This is a genomic window from Microbacterium sp. 2216-1 (assembly GCF_046507855.1).
GTDB classification, from domain to species: domain Bacteria; phylum Actinomycetota; class Actinomycetes; order Actinomycetales; family Microbacteriaceae; genus Microbacterium; species Microbacterium esteraromaticum_C.
Genome location: NZ_JBKFTM010000001.1, coordinates 540,172 through 561,383, shown reverse-complemented (window position 1 = coordinate 561,383; position 21,212 = coordinate 540,172). Strand labels below are relative to the sequence as shown.

At 67.7% G+C, this 21,212-nt stretch carries 16 protein-coding genes; 12 read left to right on the top strand and 4 right to left on the bottom strand.

From position 1 onward, the window contains the following. Window positions 1–5 precede the first annotated feature (5 nt). A complete protein-coding gene (locus ACLD0U_RS02520) occupies window positions 6–2,225 on the bottom strand; it encodes an NADP-dependent isocitrate dehydrogenase (protein ID WP_206551254.1) in 2,220 nt (739 codons plus the stop codon). A 106-nt stretch (window positions 2,226–2,331) separates the two neighbouring features. Here ACLD0U_RS02520 and ACLD0U_RS02515 point away from each other — a divergent pair, with 106 nt between their 5' ends. Together ACLD0U_RS02515 and ACLD0U_RS02510 are read left to right on the top strand one after the other, a co-directional pair. Next, a complete protein-coding gene (locus tag ACLD0U_RS02515) occupies window positions 2,332–2,790 on the top strand; it encodes a GNAT family N-acetyltransferase (protein WP_206550313.1) in 459 nt (152 codons plus the stop codon). A gap of 234 nt (window positions 2,791–3,024) precedes the next feature. Continuing rightward, on the top strand, window positions 3,025–3,864 hold the full coding sequence (locus tag ACLD0U_RS02510; protein ID WP_224817417.1) for an endonuclease domain-containing protein: 840 nt from the start codon (window positions 3,025–3,027) through the stop codon (window positions 3,862–3,864). 103 nt (window positions 3,865–3,967) lie between these two features. Here the strand turns inward: ACLD0U_RS02510 and ACLD0U_RS02505 are convergent, their stop codons facing one another. From ACLD0U_RS02505 to ACLD0U_RS02495, 3 genes are read right to left on the bottom strand one after another with little or no spacing between them, the layout of a single operon-like run. Beyond that, window positions 3,968–4,765: a hypothetical protein gene (locus ACLD0U_RS02505; RefSeq protein WP_224817416.1), complete on the bottom strand. Its 798-nt coding sequence runs from the start codon at window positions 4,763–4,765 to the stop codon at window positions 3,968–3,970. Between the two features lie 40 nt (window positions 4,766–4,805). Beyond that, window positions 4,806–6,614 carry an ABC transporter ATP-binding protein gene (locus ACLD0U_RS02500; protein ID WP_179411522.1) on the bottom strand — a complete coding sequence of 603 codons (1,809 nt, stop codon included), beginning with the start codon at window positions 6,612–6,614 and terminating at the stop codon, window positions 4,806–4,808. Next, the gene (locus ACLD0U_RS02495) at window positions 6,611–8,521 is read right to left on the bottom strand and encodes an ABC transporter ATP-binding protein (RefSeq protein WP_179411523.1); all 1,911 of its coding nucleotides are present in this window, start codon (window positions 8,519–8,521) and stop codon (window positions 6,611–6,613) included. The genes ACLD0U_RS02500 and ACLD0U_RS02495 overlap by 4 nt, the downstream gene beginning before the upstream one ends. Before the next feature lie 465 nt (window positions 8,522–8,986). Between ACLD0U_RS02495 and ACLD0U_RS02490 the strand changes: the two genes are divergently transcribed. From ACLD0U_RS02490 to ACLD0U_RS02445, 10 genes are all read left to right on the top strand, one after another. Next, window positions 8,987–10,438 (top strand): aldehyde dehydrogenase family protein, encoded by a 1,452-nt coding sequence (locus tag ACLD0U_RS02490; RefSeq protein WP_410339733.1) that lies wholly within the window; start codon window positions 8,987–8,989, stop codon window positions 10,436–10,438. 16 nt (window positions 10,439–10,454) lie between these two features. Then, a complete protein-coding gene (locus ACLD0U_RS02485) occupies window positions 10,455–11,237 on the top strand; it encodes an SDR family NAD(P)-dependent oxidoreductase (protein ID WP_206550317.1) in 783 nt (260 codons plus the stop codon). A 47-nt stretch (window positions 11,238–11,284) separates the two neighbouring features. Next, a complete protein-coding gene (locus ACLD0U_RS02480) occupies window positions 11,285–12,037 on the top strand; it encodes a FadR/GntR family transcriptional regulator (protein ID WP_179411526.1) in 753 nt (250 codons plus the stop codon). A gap of 77 nt (window positions 12,038–12,114) precedes the next feature. Further along, window positions 12,115–13,635: an ABC transporter substrate-binding protein gene (locus ACLD0U_RS02475; protein ID WP_206820883.1), complete on the top strand. Its 1,521-nt coding sequence runs from the start codon at window positions 12,115–12,117 to the stop codon at window positions 13,633–13,635. 83 nt (window positions 13,636–13,718) lie between these two features. Further along, a complete protein-coding gene (locus ACLD0U_RS02470) occupies window positions 13,719–14,681 on the top strand; it encodes an ABC transporter permease (protein ID WP_179411528.1) in 963 nt (320 codons plus the stop codon). Then, window positions 14,678–15,538, top strand: coding sequence for an ABC transporter permease (locus ACLD0U_RS02465; RefSeq protein WP_179411529.1), 861 nt, complete (start codon window positions 14,678–14,680; stop codon window positions 15,536–15,538). The genes ACLD0U_RS02470 and ACLD0U_RS02465 overlap by 4 nt, the downstream gene beginning before the upstream one ends. Next, window positions 15,535–17,310 carry an ABC transporter ATP-binding protein gene (locus ACLD0U_RS02460; protein ID WP_179411530.1) on the top strand — a complete coding sequence of 592 codons (1,776 nt, stop codon included), beginning with the start codon at window positions 15,535–15,537 and terminating at the stop codon, window positions 17,308–17,310. Before ACLD0U_RS02465 ends, ACLD0U_RS02460 begins: the two co-directional genes overlap by 4 nt. Before the next feature lie 29 nt (window positions 17,311–17,339). Further along, window positions 17,340–18,731, top strand: a complete 1,392-nt coding sequence (locus tag ACLD0U_RS02455) for an amidase (protein ID WP_410339732.1) — start codon at window positions 17,340–17,342, stop codon at window positions 18,729–18,731. A 75-nt stretch (window positions 18,732–18,806) separates the two neighbouring features. Further along, window positions 18,807–19,514, top strand: a complete 708-nt coding sequence (locus ACLD0U_RS02450; RefSeq protein WP_206550322.1) for a GntR family transcriptional regulator — start codon at window positions 18,807–18,809, stop codon at window positions 19,512–19,514. A 195-nt stretch (window positions 19,515–19,709) separates the two neighbouring features. After that, the gene (locus ACLD0U_RS02445; protein WP_410339731.1) at window positions 19,710–21,212 is read left to right on the top strand and encodes a CoA-acylating methylmalonate-semialdehyde dehydrogenase; all 1,503 of its coding nucleotides are present in this window, start codon (window positions 19,710–19,712) and stop codon (window positions 21,210–21,212) included.

Sequence of the window (21,212 nt, the reverse complement as noted above, 5' to 3'; positions counted from 1 at the left end):
CCCGATCAGGCCAGTGCGTCGATGACACCGTTCAGGGTCTGCGAGGGGCGCATGGCCGCCGCGACCTTCGCCGCGTCGGGCCGGTAGTAGCCGCCGATCTCGACGGGTGCACCCTGCACAGCGTTCAGCTCGTCGACGATCGTCTGCTCGTTCGCAGCCAGGGTCTCGGCGACCGGTGCGAATGCAGCGGCGAGCGCGGCGTCCTTCGTCTGCTTCGCCAGCTCCTGTGCCCAGTACATCGCCAGGTAGAAGTGGCTGCCGCGGTTGTCGATCGTGCCAAGGGCGCGGCCGGGCGAACGGTCCTCTTCGAGGAACGTGCCGGTCGCAGCGTCCAGCGTCTCGGCGAGGATGCGTGCACGCTCGTTGCCGACGCGGTCTGCCAGGTGTTCCAGCGACGCGGCCAAGGCGAAGAACTCACCCAGCGAGTCCCAGCGCAGGTAGTTCTGCTCGACGAGCTGCTGCACGTGCTTCGGCGCGGAACCACCGGCGCCCGTCTCGAACAGCCCACCGCCCGCGAGCAGCGGCACGATCGAGAGCATCTTGGCGCTGGTACCGACCTCGAGGATCGGGAACAGGTCGGTCAGGTAATCGCGCAGCACGTTGCCGGTCACCGAGATGGTGTCCAGGCCGTGGCGCATGCGCGCCAACGTGTAGCGAGTCGCCTCTTCGGGCGCGAGGATCGTGATCGTAATGCCGGCGGTGTCGAGCAGCGCGAGGCCCTGGTGCACCTTGGCGATGATCTGCGCGTCGTGCGAACGGTTGGCGTCCAGCCAGAACACGGCGGGTGCACCCGTGGCGCGTGCCCGCGTGACCGCGAGCTTGACCCAGTCCATGACCGCAATGTGCTTGGTCTGCGTGGCACGCCAGATGTCGCCGGCGCCGACGGTGTGCTCGATGAGCACGGTGCCTTCGCTGTCGACGATCTGCACCACGCCGTCCGCGGCGATCTCGAAGGTCTTGTCGTGGCTGCCGTACTCCTCGGCGGCCTGCGCCATCAGGCCCACGTTCGGCACGGTGCCGATCGTGGCGGGGTCGAGCGGACCGTTGGCGATGACATCATCGATCACGGTCTGGTAGACGCCGGCGTAGGACGAGTCGGGGATCACGGCAAGGGTGTCGCCCTCGGCGCCGTCAATGCCCCACATCTTGCCGCCGTTGCGCACGAGAGCAGGCATCGAGGCGTCGACGATCACGTCGCTGGGCACGTGCAGGTTGGTGATGCCCTTGTCGGAGTTCACGTACGACAGGCGCGGGCCATCGGCGATCGCTGCCTCGAACGCGGCGGCGATCTCGTCACCCCCGGCGATGTTCGACAGACCTGCGAGGATCGAGCCGAGACCGTCGTTGGCGCTCAGGCCTGCGTCGGCGAGCTGCTGGCCGTAGCGGCTGAAGGCGTCGGCGAAGAACGCCTTGACGACGTGGCCGAAGATGATCGGGTCGCTGACCTTCATCATGGTGGCCTTGAGGTGCACCGAGTAGAGCACGTCGTCGTTCTTGGCCGCTTCGAGCGTCTCGGCGAGGAAGGCATCGAGGTGCTTCGCCGACAGGAAAGTGGCGTCGATGATCTCGCGCGGCAGGACCTTCAGGCCCTCCTTCAGCACGGTGGTGGTTCCGTCTGCGGCGATGTGACGGATGCTCAGGACGTCGTCGTGCGCGGCGACCCACGAGCGCTCGTTCGACTTGAAGTCGTCGTGCCCCATCGTGGCGACACGCGTCTTCGAGCCCTCGGCGAACGGCTTGTTGCGGTGCGGGTGCTTCTTGGCGTAGTTCTTCACGGCCAACGGGGCACGGCGGTCGCTGTTGCCCTCGCGCAGCACGGGGTTCACGGCCGAGCCCTTGATGCGGTCGTAGCGGGCACGCACGTCGCGCTCATCGAGGTCCTTCGGCTCGTCCGGGTAGTCCGGGACGTCGAAGCCCTGCTGCTGCAGTTCGGCGATTGCCGCCTTCAACTGCGGGATCGATGCCGAGATGTTCGGCAGCTTGATGATGTTGGCCTCGGGCAGCGTGGCCAGTCCGCCGAGCTCGGCGAGGGCATCACCGATCTGCTGCTCGGGGGTGAGCTTCTGGGGGAAGGCGGCGAGGATGCGTCCTGCCAGCGAGATGTCACGCGTCTCCACCTCGATGCCTGCCTGGCTGGTGTATGCCTTGATGATCGGCAGGAAGGACGCGGTCGCCAGTGCCGGCGCCTCGTCTGTGTAGGTGTAGATGATGGCGTCGTCGGTCACCGGATCTCCGTTCACGAGGGCTTTTTATCTCGATACCAAGATACCCGAGTGCATTCGTACGACAGCATTCTCTGCACCGTCGCGCTGTAGGGGCTAGCCTGGGGGCATGTCGGAACTGCGTATGGTCGAACTCTCCGCGACGACGATCGTCGCCGTCAACAAGCTGTCGCTCAAGCCCGGACAGGAGCAGTTCCTCGCTCCGGTCTCCTACGGCATCGCCGCCACGGTCGTGAACCCCCAGACCACGTGGCAGCGCGTCGTGCTCGACGGCGACCAGGTCGTGGGCTTCGTCAGCGCGAGCTTCGACCCCGAGGCGTTGGAAGAGAACTTCCGCAGCGTGCTGTGGCGCATCAACGTGGATGCCGATGATCAGGGCCGCGGTGTCGGTCGCTTCGCTGTGCAGGCTCTGATCGACGAGGCCCGCGCCCGCGGCGTCGATCACGTGAACGTGATCTATGAAGCCGGTGATGGCGGCCCCGAGGCGTTCTTCCGACGCGTCGGCTTCGAACCGGTCGGCGAGACCGAGTACTCCGAGGTCATCGCCGAGATCCGCGTCACGGACTGAACCGGCGGCGGGGTCTCGAATCCCCTCCCCCATCGAGGCCCCGTCGCCGCTCGCCTTTTCTCAGGACGATCGCAAATTCTCAGGACGAATCAGCCGCCAGCATCCTGCAGAAGTGCATTCGTCCTGAAATCGTGCTCCCTCAGTCGCCGTGCACAGGCCCCGGGAACGATGAGTTGTGCACAGGCCGTGGAAACGGGCATCCGACGTGCACGCCCGCCGGGCCATGCTGGCCCGGTGAGATTGACGACGTGGCTCAGTAATCGCGGTGGTATCGGCCACCGCGATGACGCATCGGATGCCGGATTCCCGCCCGCTCGTGTGCGGGCGGCCATCCGCTCCGGAGAGGTGCTGCGGGTGCGCGCCAAGTGGGTGGCACTGCGGTCGGCGCCGCACGATCTGTTGATCGCCGCGCACAGCGGTGGTGTCGTGACCTGCACCACGCTCGCGCGGCGACGCGGCTGGTGGGTCCCACCGGATGCTGATGAGACCGTGCACCTGCACCTTCCGCCACATGAATCGCTGCGCGCCGACGTGCGCGCGCACTGGTCGAAGACGCTCGGTCCGCCACGCCCCCGTGTGCTGGAGGCATCGGTGGAAGACGCCCTGGCGGATGCGGCCCAGTGCCACCCGCTGGACCAGGCCGTCGCGATCTGGGAGTCGGCCATCCGCACCGGTGCCACCACGTGGGAAGCGCTCCACAGCGTGCCCTGGCGTAGCGCCGCCGCCCGGCGATGCATGCAGCATGCCCGGGCCGGCACGGACTCCTCGTTGGAGACGGTGTTTCACGTACGGCTGAGTTCGTGGGGCGTGCCGTTGCGCTTCCAGGTGCATCTCGCCGGGCATCCGGTCGACTTTCTGATCGGCACCCACCTCGTCGTGCAGATCGACGGCTGGTCGTTCCACTCGTCATCCGCTGATCGCACCCGCGATATCGCCCACGATGCCGAATTGCGCATGCGTGGGTTCACCGTGTTGCGCTTCTCGTACGCGCAGGTCATCTACGACTGGGAACACGTCGAGCGCACGATCGCGGCCGCGATCAGCAGAGGGTTGCACCTGGCGCCGGTCGGGTAGAGCGGTCTGCTCGCTCAAGAATCCAGGACGATCGCAACTTCTCAGGACGAAACTGCCACCAGCATCCTGCAGAAGTGCAATCGTCCTGAAAAAGTGAGCCGGGTCAGCGGCTGTCCCGCGGCGGATCGTCACGATGCGGGCGCGTCCACATCCCGAGCACGTCCGACGTGCGGTTGATCACGTCGGTGGTGCGTTCCACGAGAGTGCGCGCGGCATCGCGCAGCGCATCGGCCCCGTCGGGTTGCAGCTTCTCACCGCGCACACTGCGTTCGGCGAGATCGAAGGCGCGCTCGAGGCGCTCCACTGCGTCGCGGTACGCGCCGTAGTCGGATGCCGTCACCCGCTGCTCCTCGTTCGGCCGGAGCTCCCGCGCCTCCTGCACCGCGGCGAGGAAGGCCGCGGTGGCGGGGGCACGGGCATCCGACATCGCGGGGAACGCGAGCAGTTTGTCGGGGTCGGTCTCGTACTCCATCCAGCGAGTGAGAACGGCGTCGTGGCGGTGGCGCATGCGTTCCAGCGGGGCGCCCCCACCATGGCTCAACGCCGTGCGCTCGGCGACCACCCGTGCGCGGGCGGCCTTGACCCGAGCCGTCGCGGCCTTCGAGGCCAGCTGTGCCTCGCGTAGCGCGCGCCGTGCGGCCGCCACGGCGCCGGAATCCGTCCGCGAGGCGGCACGGTCGGCCGTGACCCTCGTCGCCTCGGCGCGAGCCACACGGGCGTTGTCGGCGGCGACGCGGGCGTCCTGCTGCGCCTGGCGCAGCTCGAGCCGCGCCGCGTCGTAACCGAGTCTCTTGTTGCTCACGCTGGCCCTCCGTGACACCACGACAGCGGTGGTCGCCCCGCCGATGACGACGGGTGCGACCCACCACAGCTCTGCTGCCATCGCCCAGAACGGATCCACACCTTCAACCTAACCACGTGCAGCACCGCTCGGAACAGAATCACACCAGAGTCTGCTGCCAGGCCGCGTGAAGCTGCGCGAACTTGCCCGAGCCACCGATCAGCGCCTGCGGGGTGTCGTCCTCGATGATGCGGCCGTGCTCCATCACCAGCACCCGGTCGGCGATCGCGACCGTCGACAGTCGGTGCGCGATGATGATCGCAGTACGGTCGGCGAGCAGCGTCTGCAGCGCATCCTGGATCAGGCGCTCGGACGGGATGTCCAGCGACGCGGTCGCCTCGTCGAGGATCAGCACCGCCGGATCGGCGAGGAAGGCCCGCGCGAACGAGATCAGCTGACGCTGCCCCGCGGACACGCGCCCGCCACGCTTGTTGACGTCGGTGTTGTATCCGTCGGGAAGATTCTCGATGAATCCGTCCGCGCCGACCGCGCGGGCAGCCGCGCGGATCTCATCGAGCGTGGCGTCCGGCTTGCCGAGCGCGATGTTGTCGGCGACCGTGCCGCTGAACAGATACGCCTCCTGTGTGACCATGACGATCGCGCGGCGCAGATCCTTGGGGTGCAGCATGCGCAGGTCGACACCGTCGAGGGTGACCGTGCCGATCGACGGGTCGTAGAACCGCGAGATGAGCTTGGCCAACGTCGACTTGCCCGCTCCCGTCGTACCCACCAAGGCGATGGTCTGCCCCGAGGGGATGTCGAGCGTGAAGTTCGGGAGGATCGTCTTCTCGCCGTTGTACCCGAAGGTGACCTCGTCGAAGCGGATCGCCCCACGCGACTCCCACAGGTCGACCGGCTTGTCGGGGTCGGGAACGGTGGGCACCTCGTCAAGCACTCCCGACACCTTCTCCAGTGCCGCCGTGGCGGACTGGTAGGAGTTCAGGAACATCGCGATCTCTTGCATGGGCGCGAAGAAGTTGCGCACGTACAGCACCGTGGCCAGCAGCACGCCGACGCCGAGAGCGCCGTCCGACACGCGGATGCCGCCCCACAGCACCACAAGAGCGATGGTCAGCGCCGACACGGCCATGAGCCCCGGTTCGAACGTGCCGAACAGCACCATCGAGCGGCGGTTCACGTCGCGGTAGTCGCCGGCGACCTTGCGGAATGTCTCATCGTTGCGCGGTTCCTTGCGGAACGACTTCACGGCGCGGATGCCGGTCATCGTCTCGACGAACTGCACGATCACCTTCGCACTGATCACGCGCGACTCGCGGTACACCAGCTGGGAGCGCTTGTAGAACCAGCGCATCAGCAGTGCCAGCGGAATGCCGGCGAGCGCGAGGATGAGCCCGGACTGCCAGTCGGCGATCACCAGGGCGATGAAGGTGAACACGCCGAACAACACGCCCGAGACGAGGTTGTTCAGACCGCCATCGAGTAGCTCACGGATCGAGTCGAGGTCGCTGGTCTGGCGCGAGATGATGCGCCCCGACGTGTACGACTCGTGGAACTCGAGGCTGAGCCGCTGGGTGTGCACGAAGATGCGCTTGCGCAGGTCGAGCAGCACGGCCTGGGTGATCTTGGCGGCGAGCACGACGTACAGGCCGATCAGCGCCGACCCCAGGATGCCTGCCACCAAGTACACGATGGTGACGGTGATCGCCGGCATCCAATCGGCGTTCTGGAGCAGTTGCGGGAGTGCGCGGTCGAGCGCGATGCCGATCAGGATGGGGCCGGCGACCTGCAGCGCAGTCGACACGACGAGCACGAGCGCGGCGACGACGATGCGCAGGCGAAGCGGCGTCACGAGCGACCCGAGCAGACGCAGTGAGCGCTGGCGGATGGCGCGGCTCTCTTCCCGCGTGTAGTCGGAACGATCCTCGTTCTGGGTTCCGGTGATGCTCATGCCTGCACCTCCTCGTCGTGGGTCTGGTCGTGCGGGGCGCTGCCCGCTTTCTCGTCTTGCTGACGCGCGTGTGCCTCGGCGACGGCGTCGGTGATGATCGGGATCGCGTCGGTGCGGGCGGCCTCCTCGGCTTCAAGACTGGAGATCACGTGCCGGTAGTGCGCGCTGGTGCGCAGCAGTTCGGAGTGCGTGCCGACCGCGCTGATGCGCCCGCGTTCGAGCAGAGCGACCCGGTCGGCGAGCGCGACCGTCGAAGGACGGTGCGCGACGATCAGTGCGGTCGTGTCGGCGAGCACGTGACGCAGTGCTTCCTCGACCAGGGCCTCGGTGTCGACGTCGAGTGCCGACAGGGGGTCGTCGAGCACCAGCACCTTGGGTGCGGCGGCCACGGCGCGGGCGAGTGCCAGGCGCTGGCGCTGTCCGCCCGACAGGCTCAGACCCTCTTCACCGATGATCGTCTCGACGCCGTCCGGGAGCTGATCGACGAAGCCTGCCTGGGCGACGTCGAGCGCCTCGCGCAGCACGCGCTCGGCCTCGTCGCCGTGCAGGTCGAGCTCAGCACGGCCGAGCAGCACGTTCTCACGGACGGACGCCGAGAACAACGTCGCGTCCTCGAAGGCCATCGCGATGTGGCGGCGCAGTTCCGACAGCTGCAGGTCGCGAACGTCGACGCCGTCGAGCGTCACGCGTCCGCCGGTGACGTCGTAGAGCCGGGCCGGCAAGGTCGTCAGCGTGGTCTTGCCGCTGCCGGTGAGTCCGACCAGGGCCATGGTCTCGCCGGGCTCGAGCACGAGATCGATGCCGTCGAGCAGGTCGCGCTCGGCGGCGCCGGCGTCCTGGTAGCGGAAGTGTGCGCCCTCGAAGGCCAGGCGTCCGCGGGGCTCGGCGATGTGCTTCGGGCTCTCAGGATCAGTGATCGTGTTGGTCTCCTGGAAGATGTCGAACACGCGATCGGTCGCCGTGCGGGCGTCGAGCATGAACGAGAACAGGAAGCCGATCGATTCGATCGGCCAGCGCAGCACGGTCGCCATCGCGAAGAACGCGAACAGCTGCGGCACGTCGATCGCACCATCGGCGATCAGCCAGATGCCGGTGATCAGGCTCAGCCCGAACGCGATCTGGGGCATCAGATCGAGCCAGAACCAGATCTCTCCGACGGCGCGAGCCTTGCTCAGCTCGGTCTGGCGCAGGGTCTCGGCTTGACGGCTGAAGCGGGTCAGCGCGTGCTTGCCACGGCCGAACGCCTTGAGCACCCGGATACCGTGCACGCTCTCCTCGACGCTGGTCGCGAGGTCGCCGGCCTGGTCCTGGCTACGGCGCGCGAGCACGCCGTACCGCTTCTCGAAAAGGTAGCCCTGGATCCACATCGGGATGCCGGTGACCAGGAAGATCGTGCCCAGCAGCCAGTGCCAGCGGAACAGCAGCACGGCGCCGATGCCGATCGTGAGGATATTGACCACCAGCAGGATGAGGCCGAACGCGATCCAGCGCCGGATCAGGCCGATGTCCTGCATCATGCGGCTCAGCAGCTGCCCGGACTGCCAGCGGTCGTGGAACGCGACGGGCAGGTTCTGCAACCGCGAGTACAGCTCGGAGCGCATCTGGAACTCGACCTCGGTGGCCGGGGTCAGCACGAACCAGCGGCGCAGCCACACCATGGCCGCTTCGCCGAGCGCGAGTGCGAGCACTCCGAAAGCGCCGACGGCGATCAGACCGGTGACGCCCGAGGCGATCGGGCCCTTCACGATCTGTTCGAGGACGATCGGGATCATCAGGGCGATGACGGCGGCGGCGAGCGCACTGAGCGCACCGCCGATGAGCCGGCCGATGATCGGGCGGACGAAGGGCTTCAGGCGCAGGAGCGCGGCGACGGTGGACAGAGACGACGAAGAAGCGGTGACAGACATGACTCTCAGTTGCGTTGCGAGCGGAAGACGAAGACGATGGCGGATGCCCGTGGCATCCGGTGTGAGGCAGTGCGACGCGCCGTGTCAGTGGCGCGGACCGCGATCAATCACGCAGGCGGGCTGCGCGCGAGCCGAGGGCGATGAACGTGACAATCGTCGTGGCCATGGTGTCCTCCTCAGGCTCGGCTTCGTCGGCCGGTCGGCGCGACAGCCTTTGAGCATATTCCCGCTAACGCATCTACCGCAAGGGAAATTTCCGAACCGGCACCGCACTCGGCGGTGACCTCGTGATGCGCGTTGCGTCCGATGACGGTCTACGCTCCGTCGCCGACAGTTTGTATCCAGTCCAAGTTCTGCGTATTTCGGCGAACAAGTTGACGCGCTGGAGCGCTTTACCCTAGCTTGGGACTCCAGCGGTCTTACCAGTGGCCGTGCATCATTCTTACGTTTCAGAGCGGAGCCGTAATGGGCATTCTCCCTACCCTTTTCCCCTCGGGCCTGCCCCTCGCGGACGACTGGACAACGGATGGCGTCAGCAACGAATCTATCGTCTTCCCGTATGACGGCACGGTTGTCGCCGAGGCGCCGGTAGGAGAAGTGGCCCACGCCGAGCGGGCGCTCGAAGCGGCGCTCGCGGTGCAGCCCGAGGTGGCCGCCCTGAGCGCGGGAGTGCGCCGTTCGATCCTGCTCGATGTGGCGGCCGAACTCGAACAGCACCGCGCCGAACTCGAAGACGTTCTCGTGCTCGAGACGGGCAAGCCGCTCCGTGATTGCCGCACCGAGGTGGATCGCACGCTGTTCACCTGGCATGCGGCCGCAGAGGCCGTGGCTCAGCTGCGGGGCGAGACGGTGCCGCTGGACATCCAGTCCGGCGGCGAAGGACTGATCGGGTACTGGACCCGCAAGCCGATCGGCGTCGTCATCGGCATCGCCGGATTCAACTACCCCCTGCTGCTGTCGAGCCACAAGATCGCACCCAGCATCGCCGCGGGGTGCGCCGTGATCTGCAAGCCGGCACCGCAGACGCCACTGGCCACGCTGTGGCTCGTCCACCTCGTGCGCGAGGTGCTCCGACGACACGGCGCTCCCCTCGCTGCGGTGCAGCTCGTGACCGGCGGCCCCGACGTCGGACGCACGCTGACGACAGACCCCCGCATCGGGGCGGTCAGCTTCACCGGCTCCGCCGCAGTGGGCCATCAGATCGCTCGCGACTGCGCTCCACGCAAGGCACTTCTGGAGCTTGGATCCAATGCGGCACTGGTCGTGGCTCACGACGCCGACCTCGCGGCGGCGGCGAACGCCGCGGTGCAGGGCGGCTTCTACGCCAACGGGCAGGCATGCATCTCGGTGCAGCGCGTCATCGTCGAGGCCGCGGTGGTCGATGAGTTCTCAGATCTCGTCGCACAGCGGATGGCGGATGTCTCCGTCGGAGACCCCCGCGACGAGAGTACGCAGGTCGCCGCGCTGATCGATGAGCGCTCCACCGAGCGCGTCCTGGAGTGGATCGCCGAGGCCGTCGACGGCGGAGCGCGGGTGGTCTCAGGCGGCGGCCGTCGAGGCACAGCCCTGGAGCCGACCGTTCTCACCGATGTTCCGCAGGGCGCACGGGTCTGGGACGAGGAGATCTTCGGTCCGGTGATCTGCATCCAATCGGTCCCGGACTTCGACGCGGCCGTCGCTGCCGTCAACCACTCCCGGTACGGGCTGCAGGCGGCCGTGTTCACCACCTCGCTCAAGACGGCGTTCCGCGCCGTCGAGGAGTTCGAGGTCGGTGGCGTCATCGTCAACCACGTACCCGGCTACCGCAACGACGTCATGCCCTACGGCGGTGTCAAGGACTCCGGCATCGGTCGCGAAGGTCCCCGATTCGCCGCCGAAGAGCTGACCGTCACCCGCATGGCCGTCATCCGGCCGTAGAACGAAGAAGGATCCCATGGACTACACCAACCTGTTCCGTCTCGACGGCCGCAAGGCGGTCGCCGTCGGCAGCGCCAGCGGCATCGGCCGCGAGAGCGCGCTGGCCCTGGCCGCTCACGGCGCGCACGTCGTCTGCGCCGACCGCAACCTCGACGGTGCCGAGGAGACGAGCCGGCTCATCCGCGAGCAGGGCGGCACCGCCGAGGCTCTTCAGCTCGACGTGCTCGACTCGGCGCAGGTCTTCGACGCGGCGGCTGAACACAACGATGCCGACACGCTGCTGTTCACCGCCGCGACCAACGTGCGCAAGCCGCTGCTCGACTACTCATCGGACGAGTACGACCGCGTCGTGGCGCTCAACCAGCGTTCGAGCTTCGACCTCATCCGCGCGTTCGGCGCGAACATGGTCGGGCGCCAGGGCGGCAGCATCATCGGGTTCTCCTCGATCCGCCACGTCGTCGTCGAGCCCGGCCAGGGCGTGTACGCGGCCAGCAAGGCGGCCACTGTCCAGTTGCTCCGCACCGCGGCGGCCGAGTTCGGACACGCCGGCGTGCGCGCGAACGCGATTGCCCCCGGGTGCGTCGACACGCCTCTCACCGACACCATCAAGGCGACACCCGAGTGGTACGACGCGTATGCCTCGAAGAGCGCGCTGGGACGCTGGTCGAAGCCGAGCGAGCTCGCCGGCGCCGTCGTGTACCTCGCGTCGGACGCATCGACGTTCGTCACCGGCAGCGTGCTGTACGTGGACGGCGGGTGGACGGCTGTCGACGGCCGGTTCACGCCCCCGATGAGCTAGACCCGGCCGCCGACCCCGAACCCGCACCCGAGCAGGAGACGATCCCGATGAATGCCCCTTCGCCGCCACCCGCGTACCGCGTCATCGCCGAACGCATCGAGCAGGCCGTGCTGTCCGGTGAGCTCCGGCCGGGTGACCACCTGCCCAGTGAGCGCGAGCTCGTCGAGCAGTACGGCGTGAGCCGGCCGACCGTGCGAGAAGCACTGCGGGTGCTGCAGAGCAACCACGTCGTGGAGTCGCGTCTCGGCGATCGGCGCGGCCCCGTGGTTCTGCCTCTGAGCTCTGCCCCGCTGGAGCGGGCGTTGAAGCAGGCGACGGCGCTCAGCGGCGCGGATCTCTCGTCGCTGTTGCAGTTCCGAATGGTGATCAGCAGCGCCGCCGCCGTCCTGGCCGCGCACCACCGCGATGACGAAGAGCTCGCGGCACTCGAACGCGCCAACGCACGCATGCGCGCCAGCGTCGGAACGAACCCGGTCGCCTTCGGAGAAGCCGACCTGGAGTTCCACAAGGTGCTCGCCAAGGCCAGTCGGAACACGCTGCTCGAGCTGGTCAACGAGGCCGTGCGCGGCGCCGTCCTATCGCTCATGGAGCAGAAGATCTCCTCGGCATCCGACAGCCGCGTGCTGATGCAATCGCTGATCCATCACCACGAGGAGATGCTCGACGCGATCCGGCGACGCGACGGCAAGCGCGCCGCCTGGCTCACCCGCGACGACACCTACTGGCACTACGTCGACTTCGTCGAACCTGAGCAGCAGGAGGCCCTGCGTGCTCTGGCCGACGAGGTCAAACCCCAGTGACGACGCACCCCTGACGTCGCTGCACGCTTCACCTTTACCCGTTCACTGCAATGTCGCATACAGATGGAGAACACCACATGTCCCGTGCTCGTACCCTGACCCTCACGGTGTCGACGCTCGCCGTCGCCACCCTCGCTCTGACGTCGTGCACGGCCGGCAGCTCCGGCGGTGCCACCGCCGATCCGGCCGGCACTGACTCGATCACCGTCGCACTCACCGGCCCGCCCGCGAACCTCGACTTCACCACCACCGCGGGCGCCGCCATCCCCCAGGCGCTCCTGGGCAACGTGTACGAGGGGCTCGTCCAGGTGAACCAGGACGGCGAGCTCGAGCCGCTGCTGGCGGAATCCTGGTCGCTGAGCGATGACCGCACGGTCGTGACGTTCACGCTGCGTTCGGACGTGACGTTCTCGAACGGCGCGGACTTCACCGCCGAAGACGTCAAGTTCAGCATCGATCGCGTGAAGTCGGATGCCTGGACGTCCGGGCTCAAGACGAAGATGGACATCGTCGAGTCGGTGAACGTGCTCAGCGACACCGAGGTCGAGGTGGTGCTCTCGCGCCCCAGCAATGTCTGGCTGTACGACATGGCCACGCGTGTGGGTGCGATGTTCGATGAGAGCGGCGTCGCGGATCTTGCCAATCAGGCCATCGGCACGGGGCCGTTCACGGTCGAGTCGTGGAAGCCGAACGAGGCGATCGACATGGCCGCCCGTTCCGACTACTGGGGCGATGCGCCGAAGGTGAGCACCGCGACGCTGAAGTACTTCGCCGAGGCGACCGCGACGACGAACGCACTGCAGTCGGGCGATGTCGACGTCATCTACAACATGCAGGCACCCGCACTGCTGTCGGCGTTCGAGGGCAAGCCCGAGTTCCAGGTGCTCAACGGCGAGTCGACCGGCGAGATCGTACTGTCGATGAACAACCGCGTCGCCCCCTTCGACGACGTCCGGGTCCGCCAGGCGGTGATGCACGCGATTGACCGCCAGGCGGTGATGGATGCGGCGTGGAACGGCAACGGCACCCTGGTCGGCGCCCCGGTGCCGCCGAGCGACCCGTACTACGAGGACCTCAACGGCGTCTACCCGTTCGACCCGGCGAAGGCCAAGGAACTGCTCAAGGAAGCCGGCGCGGAGGGCGTCTCGATCACCTTCACCGTCCCGACCCGTCCGTATGCGACCGCGATCTCGGAGATCGTCGTCGCGCAGCTCAAGGACGTCGGCATCGACGCCAAGATCGCTTCGGCGGAGTTCCCCGCGGTCTGGCTCGACGAGGTCTTCACCAAGCACGACTACCAGATGTCGATCATCCTCGCCGTCGAGCAGCGCGACGTGCTGACCATGTTCAACAACCCCGACTACTACATCGGCTACGACAACTCGAAGATCGCCGACGCCGCGGCGGCCGCGGACCAGGCGGACGAGGCGGGCTACATCTCGGGCATGAAGGAGGTCGTGCGCACCATCGTCGACGACGCCGCGTCCAACACCCTCTTCCTCTTCCCGAACACCGTCGTCGCCAAGGCCGAGGTCACCGGCATCCCCGCCAACGCGGTCTCCGAGGGCCTGTTCCTCGGAGACATCGGCTGGAACTAGTCGCCCGCACGGCTGCGAGTGCCGGCCCGCAACGGGGCCGGCACTCCCCCGGCACGCACGAACCATACGAAGGAGGCCACGGCATGGTCATGCGCATTCTGACCAACCTCGCCCGGTTCATCATCAGCATCATCGCCGCGAGCGTCATGGTGTTCGTGGTGCTCCGGCTCATCCCCGGCGATCCCGCACAGGTCGTTCTCGGCATCGACGCGAGCCCGGAGCTGCTCGAAGCCAAGCGCGCTGAGCTCGGCACGGATCGACCGCTCATCGTGCAGTACTGGGACTGGGCATCCGGCCTGCCGTTCGGTGACTTCGGCACGTCGCATCTCACCCAGCAGGACATCAGCCCGATGGTGCTCGACAAGCTCCAGGTGTCGCTGATCCTGGTGCTGCTGGCGATGCTGCTGGCCGTGATCATCGCGATCCCGTTCGGCACGTTCGCCGCCATGCGTCACAACCGGGTCTCCGGCGCGATGATCAGCGCGATCAGCCAGCTCGGCATCGCCATCCCCGGGTTCCTCGCGGGTCTGCTGCTGGTGGTCGTGTTCTCGTTGCAGCTCGGCTGGTTCCCGGCCAGCGGCTGGACGCCGCCGGGCATGGACTTCGCCGACTTCCTCTCGCGAGTGACGCTTCCGGTTGTCGCGCTGGCGTCGGTGCAGGCGGCAATCCTGACGCGCTACGTGCGCTCGGCGGTTCTCGAGGTGATGAGCGAGGACTACCTGCGCACGGCCCGGGCGAAGGGCCTCTCACCCCTGGGCGCACTGCTCAAGCACGGGTTGCGCAACGCCGCGATCCCGGTGATCACGGTCACCTCCATCCAGCTCGCGGCGCTGATCATCGGCGCCGTCGTCATCGAGCGCGTCTTCGTCATCCCGGGCCTCGGGTCGATGCTGCTGGATGCGGTCGGCAACCGCGACATGCTGACCGTGCAGTCCGTGGTGATGGTGCTCGTCGGCATCACCCTGTTCGTCAATCTGATGGTCGATGTGCTCTACACGGTCGTCGATCCGCGCATCCGCAACTCCGCACGAGGGAGCAGAGCATGACCACCACGTCGATCGCGGGCGTGTCCGTGAAGCCTTCCCGACGCCGCAACACGAGTATGCTCGTCGGCTCGATCCTGGTGGCGCTCGTCGTGGCCGCCGCGGTGATCTCCTTCATCTGGACGCCATTCGACCCGTACCAGCAGTTCCTCGACAACGCCCACCAGGGGTCGAGCCTGACCCATCCGATGGGCACCGATCGCCTGGGCCGCGACGTGTTCTCGAACATTCTCTACGGCGCTCGCATCACCCTGCTCGTCGGTCTGGTGGCTGTGGGAATCGCCCTGCTCATCGGCACGCCGCTCGGCATCCTCGCCGGCATGCGCCGTGGCGCGACCGAAGAGGTCACGATGCGCTTCGCCGACATCCTGCTGGCGTTCCCCGCGCTGCTGCTGGCGATCATGTTCGCCGCGGTCTACGGCCCTGGCACGGGGTCGGCGATGGTCGCGATCGGCATCGCCTCGATCCCGGGATTCGCCCGCGTCGCCCGCTCGGGCACCCTGCAGGTCATGAGCACGGAGTACGTGCTCGCCGCCCGGGCGTCCTCGCAGCCGGGCATCCGCGTCGCGATCCGGCACGTCCTGCCGAACATCGCCGGCATGGTCGTCGTGCAGTGCTCGGTGACCTTCGCCCTGGCCGTTCTCGCCGAAGCAGCCCTGTCGTTCCTGGGCCTGGGCACGCAGCCGCCGACGGCGTCGTGGGGACGGATGCTGCAGGAGTCACAGCAGTACCTCTGGATCAACCCGATGCTGGCTGTCTGGCCCGGTATCGCCATCGCCATCGCCGTGATGGGGTTCAACATGCTTGGAGACGGCCTGCGGGACCGCTTCGACCCGAAGCTGAACGGAGAGCGTTCATGACCGCCAACGAAAACCTCCTCTCAGTCGAAGGCCTGTCGGTGTTCACCGGCGATGCGCCGCTGGTGACCGACGTGAACTTCTCGCTCGCACGCGGCGAACGGATCGGTCTGATCGGCGAGTCCGGGTCGGGCAAGTCCCTGACGACGGCGAGCCTGATGGGCCTGCTTCCGGATGGCCTGCACGCCACCGGGAACGTGCGCATGGCGGGGCACGACGCCAATTTCGTCACCGCATCGGATGCTGTCATGCGCCGCATCCGCGGACGCGACATCGGCATGGTGTTCCAGGAGCCGCTCACGGCGCTGAACCCCCTGATGCGCGCCGGTGCGCAGGTTGCCGAGGTCATGCTCCAGCACAAGACCGTCCCGTCGCGGCGCGCGGCGAACGCGAAGGCGATCGAGATGCTGGCGTCGGTCAAGCTGCCCGATCCCGCCGAAGCCGCGCGCGCTTACCCTCATCAGCTGTCGGGTGGCCAACGTCAGCGCGTGATGCTGGCGATGGCACTGGCCAATGATCCGGGGCTGCTGCTGGCCGACGAGCCCACGACCGCGTTGGATGTCACCGTCCAGCGTCAGGTGCTCGACCTCGTCCTCGAGTCGGTCGTGGAACGTGGCACTGGGCTGCTGTTCATCACGCACGATCTGGCCGTGGTCGCCAACATGTGCACCCGCGTGCTCGTCATGAACAACGGTCGCGTCGTCGAGCAGGGGCGCACCGAAGACATCTTCACCCGCCCCCAGCATCCCTACACCCGGGGGCTGCTGGCCGCGAGCGATCTGGAGGCCACCGACAGCGACGGGCGCCTGTTCACGGTCGCATCCGCCGCGTCGTACGTCCCGCCCACGCTTGATGACGCACCCGAGGCTCCGACCGCCAGCGCGCCCGCCCCGGCGGATGCGCCCGACGCTCGGGCCACCGAGTCGGAGGCGGAGACCGACGATGCCCCCGTCATCGAGGTGAGGGACCTCACACGTCACTACACGCGCGGACGCTCGTCCCTTCGCGGCAAGCCGGTGACGGTCAAGGCGCTCCAAGACGCCAACTTCCGGGTGATGCCGGGCGAGCGCCTCGGTGTGGTCGGTGAATCCGGATCCGGCAAGTCCACCCTGCTGCGGATCCTCGCTGGGCTCGACCAGCCGACGTCAGGCTCGGTCGTCGTCAGCGGCAACGAGGTCGCCGGCGCACGGGAATCCGAGCTGGTGCAGCTGCGACAGCAGTTGCAGATCGTCTTCCAGGATCCGATGGGATCGTTGAATCCGCGGATGCGGGTCGTCGACATCATCACGGAGCCACTGCTGGTTCCCGGACGCGACGAGACGCCGGCACGGCGTCGGGAGATGGCCGCCGAGATGCTGCAGGCGGTCGGTCTGAGCGCCGACGCGCTGGATCGCTATCCGCATCAGTTCTCGGGAGGGCAGCGACAGCGCATCTCGATCGCACGGGCATTGATCTGCAGGCCCCGCGTCCTCGTCGCCGACGAACCGGTATCGGCCCTCGACGTGTCGGTGCGCGCACAGGTGCTGAACCTGCTCGCCGATCTGGTCGACGCCTACCAGCTCACGCTGGTGTTCGTCTCGCACGATCTGGCCGTCGTACGCCATCTGTGCGACAAGGTCGTGGTGATGCAGTCGGGCGTGATCGTCGAAGCGGGCGAGACCGAGAGCGTCTACACCGATCCACAGCACCCGTACACCGCGAAGCTCATCGCGAGCTCGATGAACCTGCGCTCCGAGATCCGCACCAAGCACCTGGCCGCCGAGGTCACGGCATGATGTCGCGCAGCGCAGAAGGAGGAGTCACCATGTCGCGCAACCTGCACGAGATGTCCGCCCATGAACTGGCGGCCGGCTACGCCGACGGGCTGGATCCCCGGGAGGTGGCCGAGGCGGTGCTGGCCAGAATCGCCGACCGGGAGCCGGTGCTCAACGCCTTCTATCTGCACGACCCGAGCCAGGTGCGCGCCGATGCCGAGGCGTCCGCCCAGCGCTGGGCAACGGGCACGCAGCTCTCCGCATTCGATGGCGTGCCCGCCACGGTGAAGGAGAACATCCCCCGCGCCGGAAAGCCGTTGCCGTCCGGTACGGCCATTCCGAATCCTCCGGCAGCACCCCAGAACGCCCCCATCACCGACCGGCTGCTCGAGTCCGGGCTCGTGATCCTGGGGTCGACGACTATGCCTGACTGGGGCATGCTCTCGTCGGGCGTCTCGTCTTTGCACGGCATCTCCCGCAACGCCTGGAACCCGGCGCTGACCACCGGTGGGTCGAGTGCGGGCAGCAGCGCCGCAGCCGCGGCCGGCTATGGGCCGTTGCACGTCGGCACCGACATCGGCGGGTCGATTCGACTTCCCGGTACATGGTCTGGACTGGCCACTCTCAAGCCCAGCGACGGCCTCGTGCCGTTGCACGCACCGTACCTGGGGCGGGCCGCCGGCCCGCTCACGCGCACTGTCGCGGACGCGCAGGCGCTCATGAGCGTGATCGCCCAGCCGGACGAACGCGATTACACCGCTCGACCGTACCCGCAGATGGACTGGTCCAAGACCCTTCCCGACGTCGCCGGACTGCGCATCGCCCTCCAGTTGGATGCCGGGTCGGGCGCCGACGTCGACGCGGAGGTGCTGTCGGCGGTGCAGGCGGCCGCGGATCTGTTCGCGGCGGCCGGCGCCACGGTCGTTCCCTTGGCGCCGTTCATGACGCCCGAGCAGCTGGCGGGTGTCGACGCCTTCTGGCGCACGCGCTCGTGGGTGGACTACAGCGCGCTCGATGATGAAGGCAGATCGCTCGTGCTGCCCTACATCGCTCGCTGGTGCGGGGCGGGTGCCGCGTACGACGGCGCGCAGACTCTGGTGAACTACGGCAGATTCGGCCAGATCCAGCAGGCCACCCGCGCGGCGACCGCGCCCTTCGACCTCGTGCTCTCCCCCGTCGCTCCCATGGCGGCGTTCCCGGCCGAAGACCCCATGCCGGTGAACGATCCCGACCGTCCGATGGCGCACATCTCGTTCACGATGCCGTACAACATGTCGGGCCAGCCTGCGGCCAGCATCAACTGCGGGTTCACCGCCGACGGCCGCACCATCGGGCTCCAGGTCGCCGGGCGCATCGGATCGGACGATCTCGTGCTGGCTGCCTGCGCTTGGTACGAGAGCGTTCGCGCAGACGCAACCCCGGATTGGTCGCTGATCGCCTGATGCCGCCTCGGGGGCGGTCCGGGCACGACGCACTATCATCAAGCCGATGGTCGTGACGGGGCCGTCCTCACACACGTGACCACGACGACGGCGAAAGGACGCAGCATGGGCGAGGTGCCGACGACGGTGGCGCGAGCCGTTCCGCTGGTCGACGAGATCGCGGCGGTGATCCGCGAGCGCATCTACTCGCATCACTATCCGACCGGGGCCTGGCTCCGCCAGGAACATCTGGCGGCCGAGTTGAACGTCAGCCGCACCCCGCTGCGCGAAGCGCTACGGCGTCTCGAACAGGAGGGGCTCGTCACGCACGAATCGGGCCGGGGCATGCGCATCGTCAGCGGCGATGCGGCCACCCTCATCGACGCGTACGAACTGCGCGGTGCGGTGGATGCCCTCGCCGCACGTCTGACCGCGACCGAGGCCACCGCCTCGGATGTGCGGAGTCTGCGCCGACTCATCGAGGCCCAGCGCGCCACGGTCACGCCGTGGGACGCACGTGCGTACACGAAGCTGAACGTCGACTTCCACGAGATGATCATGGTGATGACCGGCAACCAGTTCGTCATCGCCCAGAGTCCGATCCTGCGCATGACCGGGCAGGTCTTCGCCCCGATCGCGCACACCGGCCCGCGCAACGCGGTGCAGGCCATCCAGGAGCACGTCGAGATCGTCGACGCCATTGAGGCGGGTGACGCCGAGCGGGCCGAGCAGATGGCGCGCACGCACATCGATCGAACCATCACCGAGCTGCGCGCAGAAGCCGACCGGCGCACCACCGACTGACCGGCACGCCGAACACCCCCTCACGAGGGGGCTGTTCGGCGTGCCCGCGCCTGTGAGCGGTGCCGCCGCGGCGCGAAGCCCGAGGGGGTTCTTTTACTTGGACTTCCTACTATATAGTTGGGGGCACTAGGCAAATGGCGCGCAAATGGCGCTAGGCAATCGATGCGATGCCGCATCACGGAAGGACGCTTCACAATGACCCGTGAACTCACCCACTTCATCGGCGGCGAGCACGTCGCCGGCACCTCCGGTCGTTTCAGCGACGTGTACGACCCGTCCACCGGCGAGGTGCAGGCGCGCGTGCCGCTCGCCACCGCGGCCGAGGTGCAGGCAGCCATCGCGAACGCCGAAGAAGCGCAGATCGCGTGGGGTGCGACGAACCCGCAGAAGCGGGCACGGGTGCTGCTGAAGTTCCTCGAACTGATCGCAGAGGCGGCCCCGGAGCTGGCCAAGACGCTGTCCCGCGAGCACGGCAAGACCTACGAGGACTCGCTGGGCGACATCCAGCGCGGGGTCGAGGTCATCGAGTTCGCCGCAGGCGCGCCGCACCTGCTCAAGGGCGAATACTCCACGGGCGCGGGCACCGGAATCGATGTCTACTCGATGCGTCAGCCACTCGGCGTCGTGGCGGGCATCACCCCGTTCAACTTCCCCGCCATGATCCCGCTGTGGAAGATCGGCCCGGCGATCGCCGCGGGCAACGCGTTCATCCTCAAGCCCAGCGAGCGCGACCCCTCGGTCCCGCTGCGCATCGCGGAGCTGTTCCTCGAGGCGGGCCTGCCCGCCGGTGTGCTGAACGTCGTCAACGGCGACAAGGAATCCGTCGACGCGATCCTGCACGACGATCGCGTGCACGCGGTGGGCTTCGTCGGCTCGACCCCCATCGCGCAGTACATCTACGAGACGGCCGCACAGAACGGCAAGCGGGCGCAGTGCTTCGGCGGTGCGAAGAACCACATGATCATCATGCCGGATGCCGATCTCGACCAGGCCGCCGACGCCCTGATCGGCGCCGGCTACGGCTCGGCCGGTGAGCGCTGCATGGCGATCTCGGTCGCCGTCCCGGTGGGCCGTCAGACCGCGGATGCCCTTGCCGTCAAGCTCGCCGAGCGCGTCGCAGCACTGCGCGTCGGCCCCGCACTCGCCGACGGCGTGGACTACGGCCCGCTGGTCTCGGCCGACGCGCTCGCCCGCGTCGAGGGATACATCCAGAAGGGCATCGACGAGGGGGCTCAGCTGCTCGCCGACGGCCGCGGCTACACCGTCGAGGGCTACGAATCGGGCTTCTATCTCGGCCCGACCCTGTTCGACCACGTCACCACCGACATGACGGTGTACAAGGAAGAGGTGTTCGGCCCGGTGCTGTTCATCGCCCGCGCCGACGACTTCGAGCAGGCACTCGCAATGGCCACCGATCATGAGTACGGCAACGGCGTGTCGATCTTCACCCGCGACGGCGACGCGGCTCGCGACTTCGCTGCGCGCGTGAACGTCGGCATGGTGGGCGTGAACGTGCCGATCCCGGTACCGATCGCCTACCACACGTTCGGCGGCTGGAAGAAGTCCGGCTTCGGGGATCTGAACCAGCACGGCCCCGATGCCTTCCGCTTCTACACGAAGACCAAGACAGTGACCAGCCGCTGGCTCTCGCACGATCTCAAGGAAGGCGCGAGCTTCGTCATCCCGACGATGCACTGA

Excerpts from the sequence above, each read along its gene's own strand:
- ACLD0U_RS02515 (WP_206550313.1), top strand. The coding sequence starts at position 2,332 with ATGTCGGAACTGCGTATGGTCGAACTCTCCGCGACGACGATCGTCGCC.
- ACLD0U_RS02500 (WP_179411522.1), bottom strand. The coding sequence starts at position 6,614 with ATGAGCATCACCGGAACCCAGAACGAGGATCGTTCCGACTACACGCGG.
- ACLD0U_RS02495 (WP_179411523.1), bottom strand. The coding sequence starts at position 8,521 with ATGTCTGTCACCGCTTCTTCGTCGTCTCTGTCCACCGTCGCCGCGCTC.
- ACLD0U_RS02490 (WP_410339733.1), top strand. The coding sequence starts at position 8,987 with ATGGGCATTCTCCCTACCCTTTTCCCCTCGGGCCTGCCCCTCGCGGAC.
- ACLD0U_RS02485 (WP_206550317.1), top strand. The coding sequence starts at position 10,455 with ATGGACTACACCAACCTGTTCCGTCTCGACGGCCGCAAGGCGGTCGCC.
- ACLD0U_RS02480 (WP_179411526.1), top strand. The coding sequence starts at position 11,285 with ATGAATGCCCCTTCGCCGCCACCCGCGTACCGCGTCATCGCCGAACGC.
- ACLD0U_RS02475 (WP_206820883.1), top strand. The coding sequence starts at position 12,115 with ATGTCCCGTGCTCGTACCCTGACCCTCACGGTGTCGACGCTCGCCGTC.
- ACLD0U_RS02470 (WP_179411528.1), top strand. The coding sequence starts at position 13,719 with ATGGTCATGCGCATTCTGACCAACCTCGCCCGGTTCATCATCAGCATC.
- ACLD0U_RS02465 (WP_179411529.1), top strand. The coding sequence starts at position 14,678 with ATGACCACCACGTCGATCGCGGGCGTGTCCGTGAAGCCTTCCCGACGC.
- ACLD0U_RS02460 (WP_179411530.1), top strand. The coding sequence starts at position 15,535 with ATGACCGCCAACGAAAACCTCCTCTCAGTCGAAGGCCTGTCGGTGTTC.
- ACLD0U_RS02455 (WP_410339732.1), top strand. The coding sequence starts at position 17,340 with ATGTCGCGCAACCTGCACGAGATGTCCGCCCATGAACTGGCGGCCGGC.
- ACLD0U_RS02445 (WP_410339731.1), top strand. The coding sequence starts at position 19,710 with ATGACCCGTGAACTCACCCACTTCATCGGCGGCGAGCACGTCGCCGGC.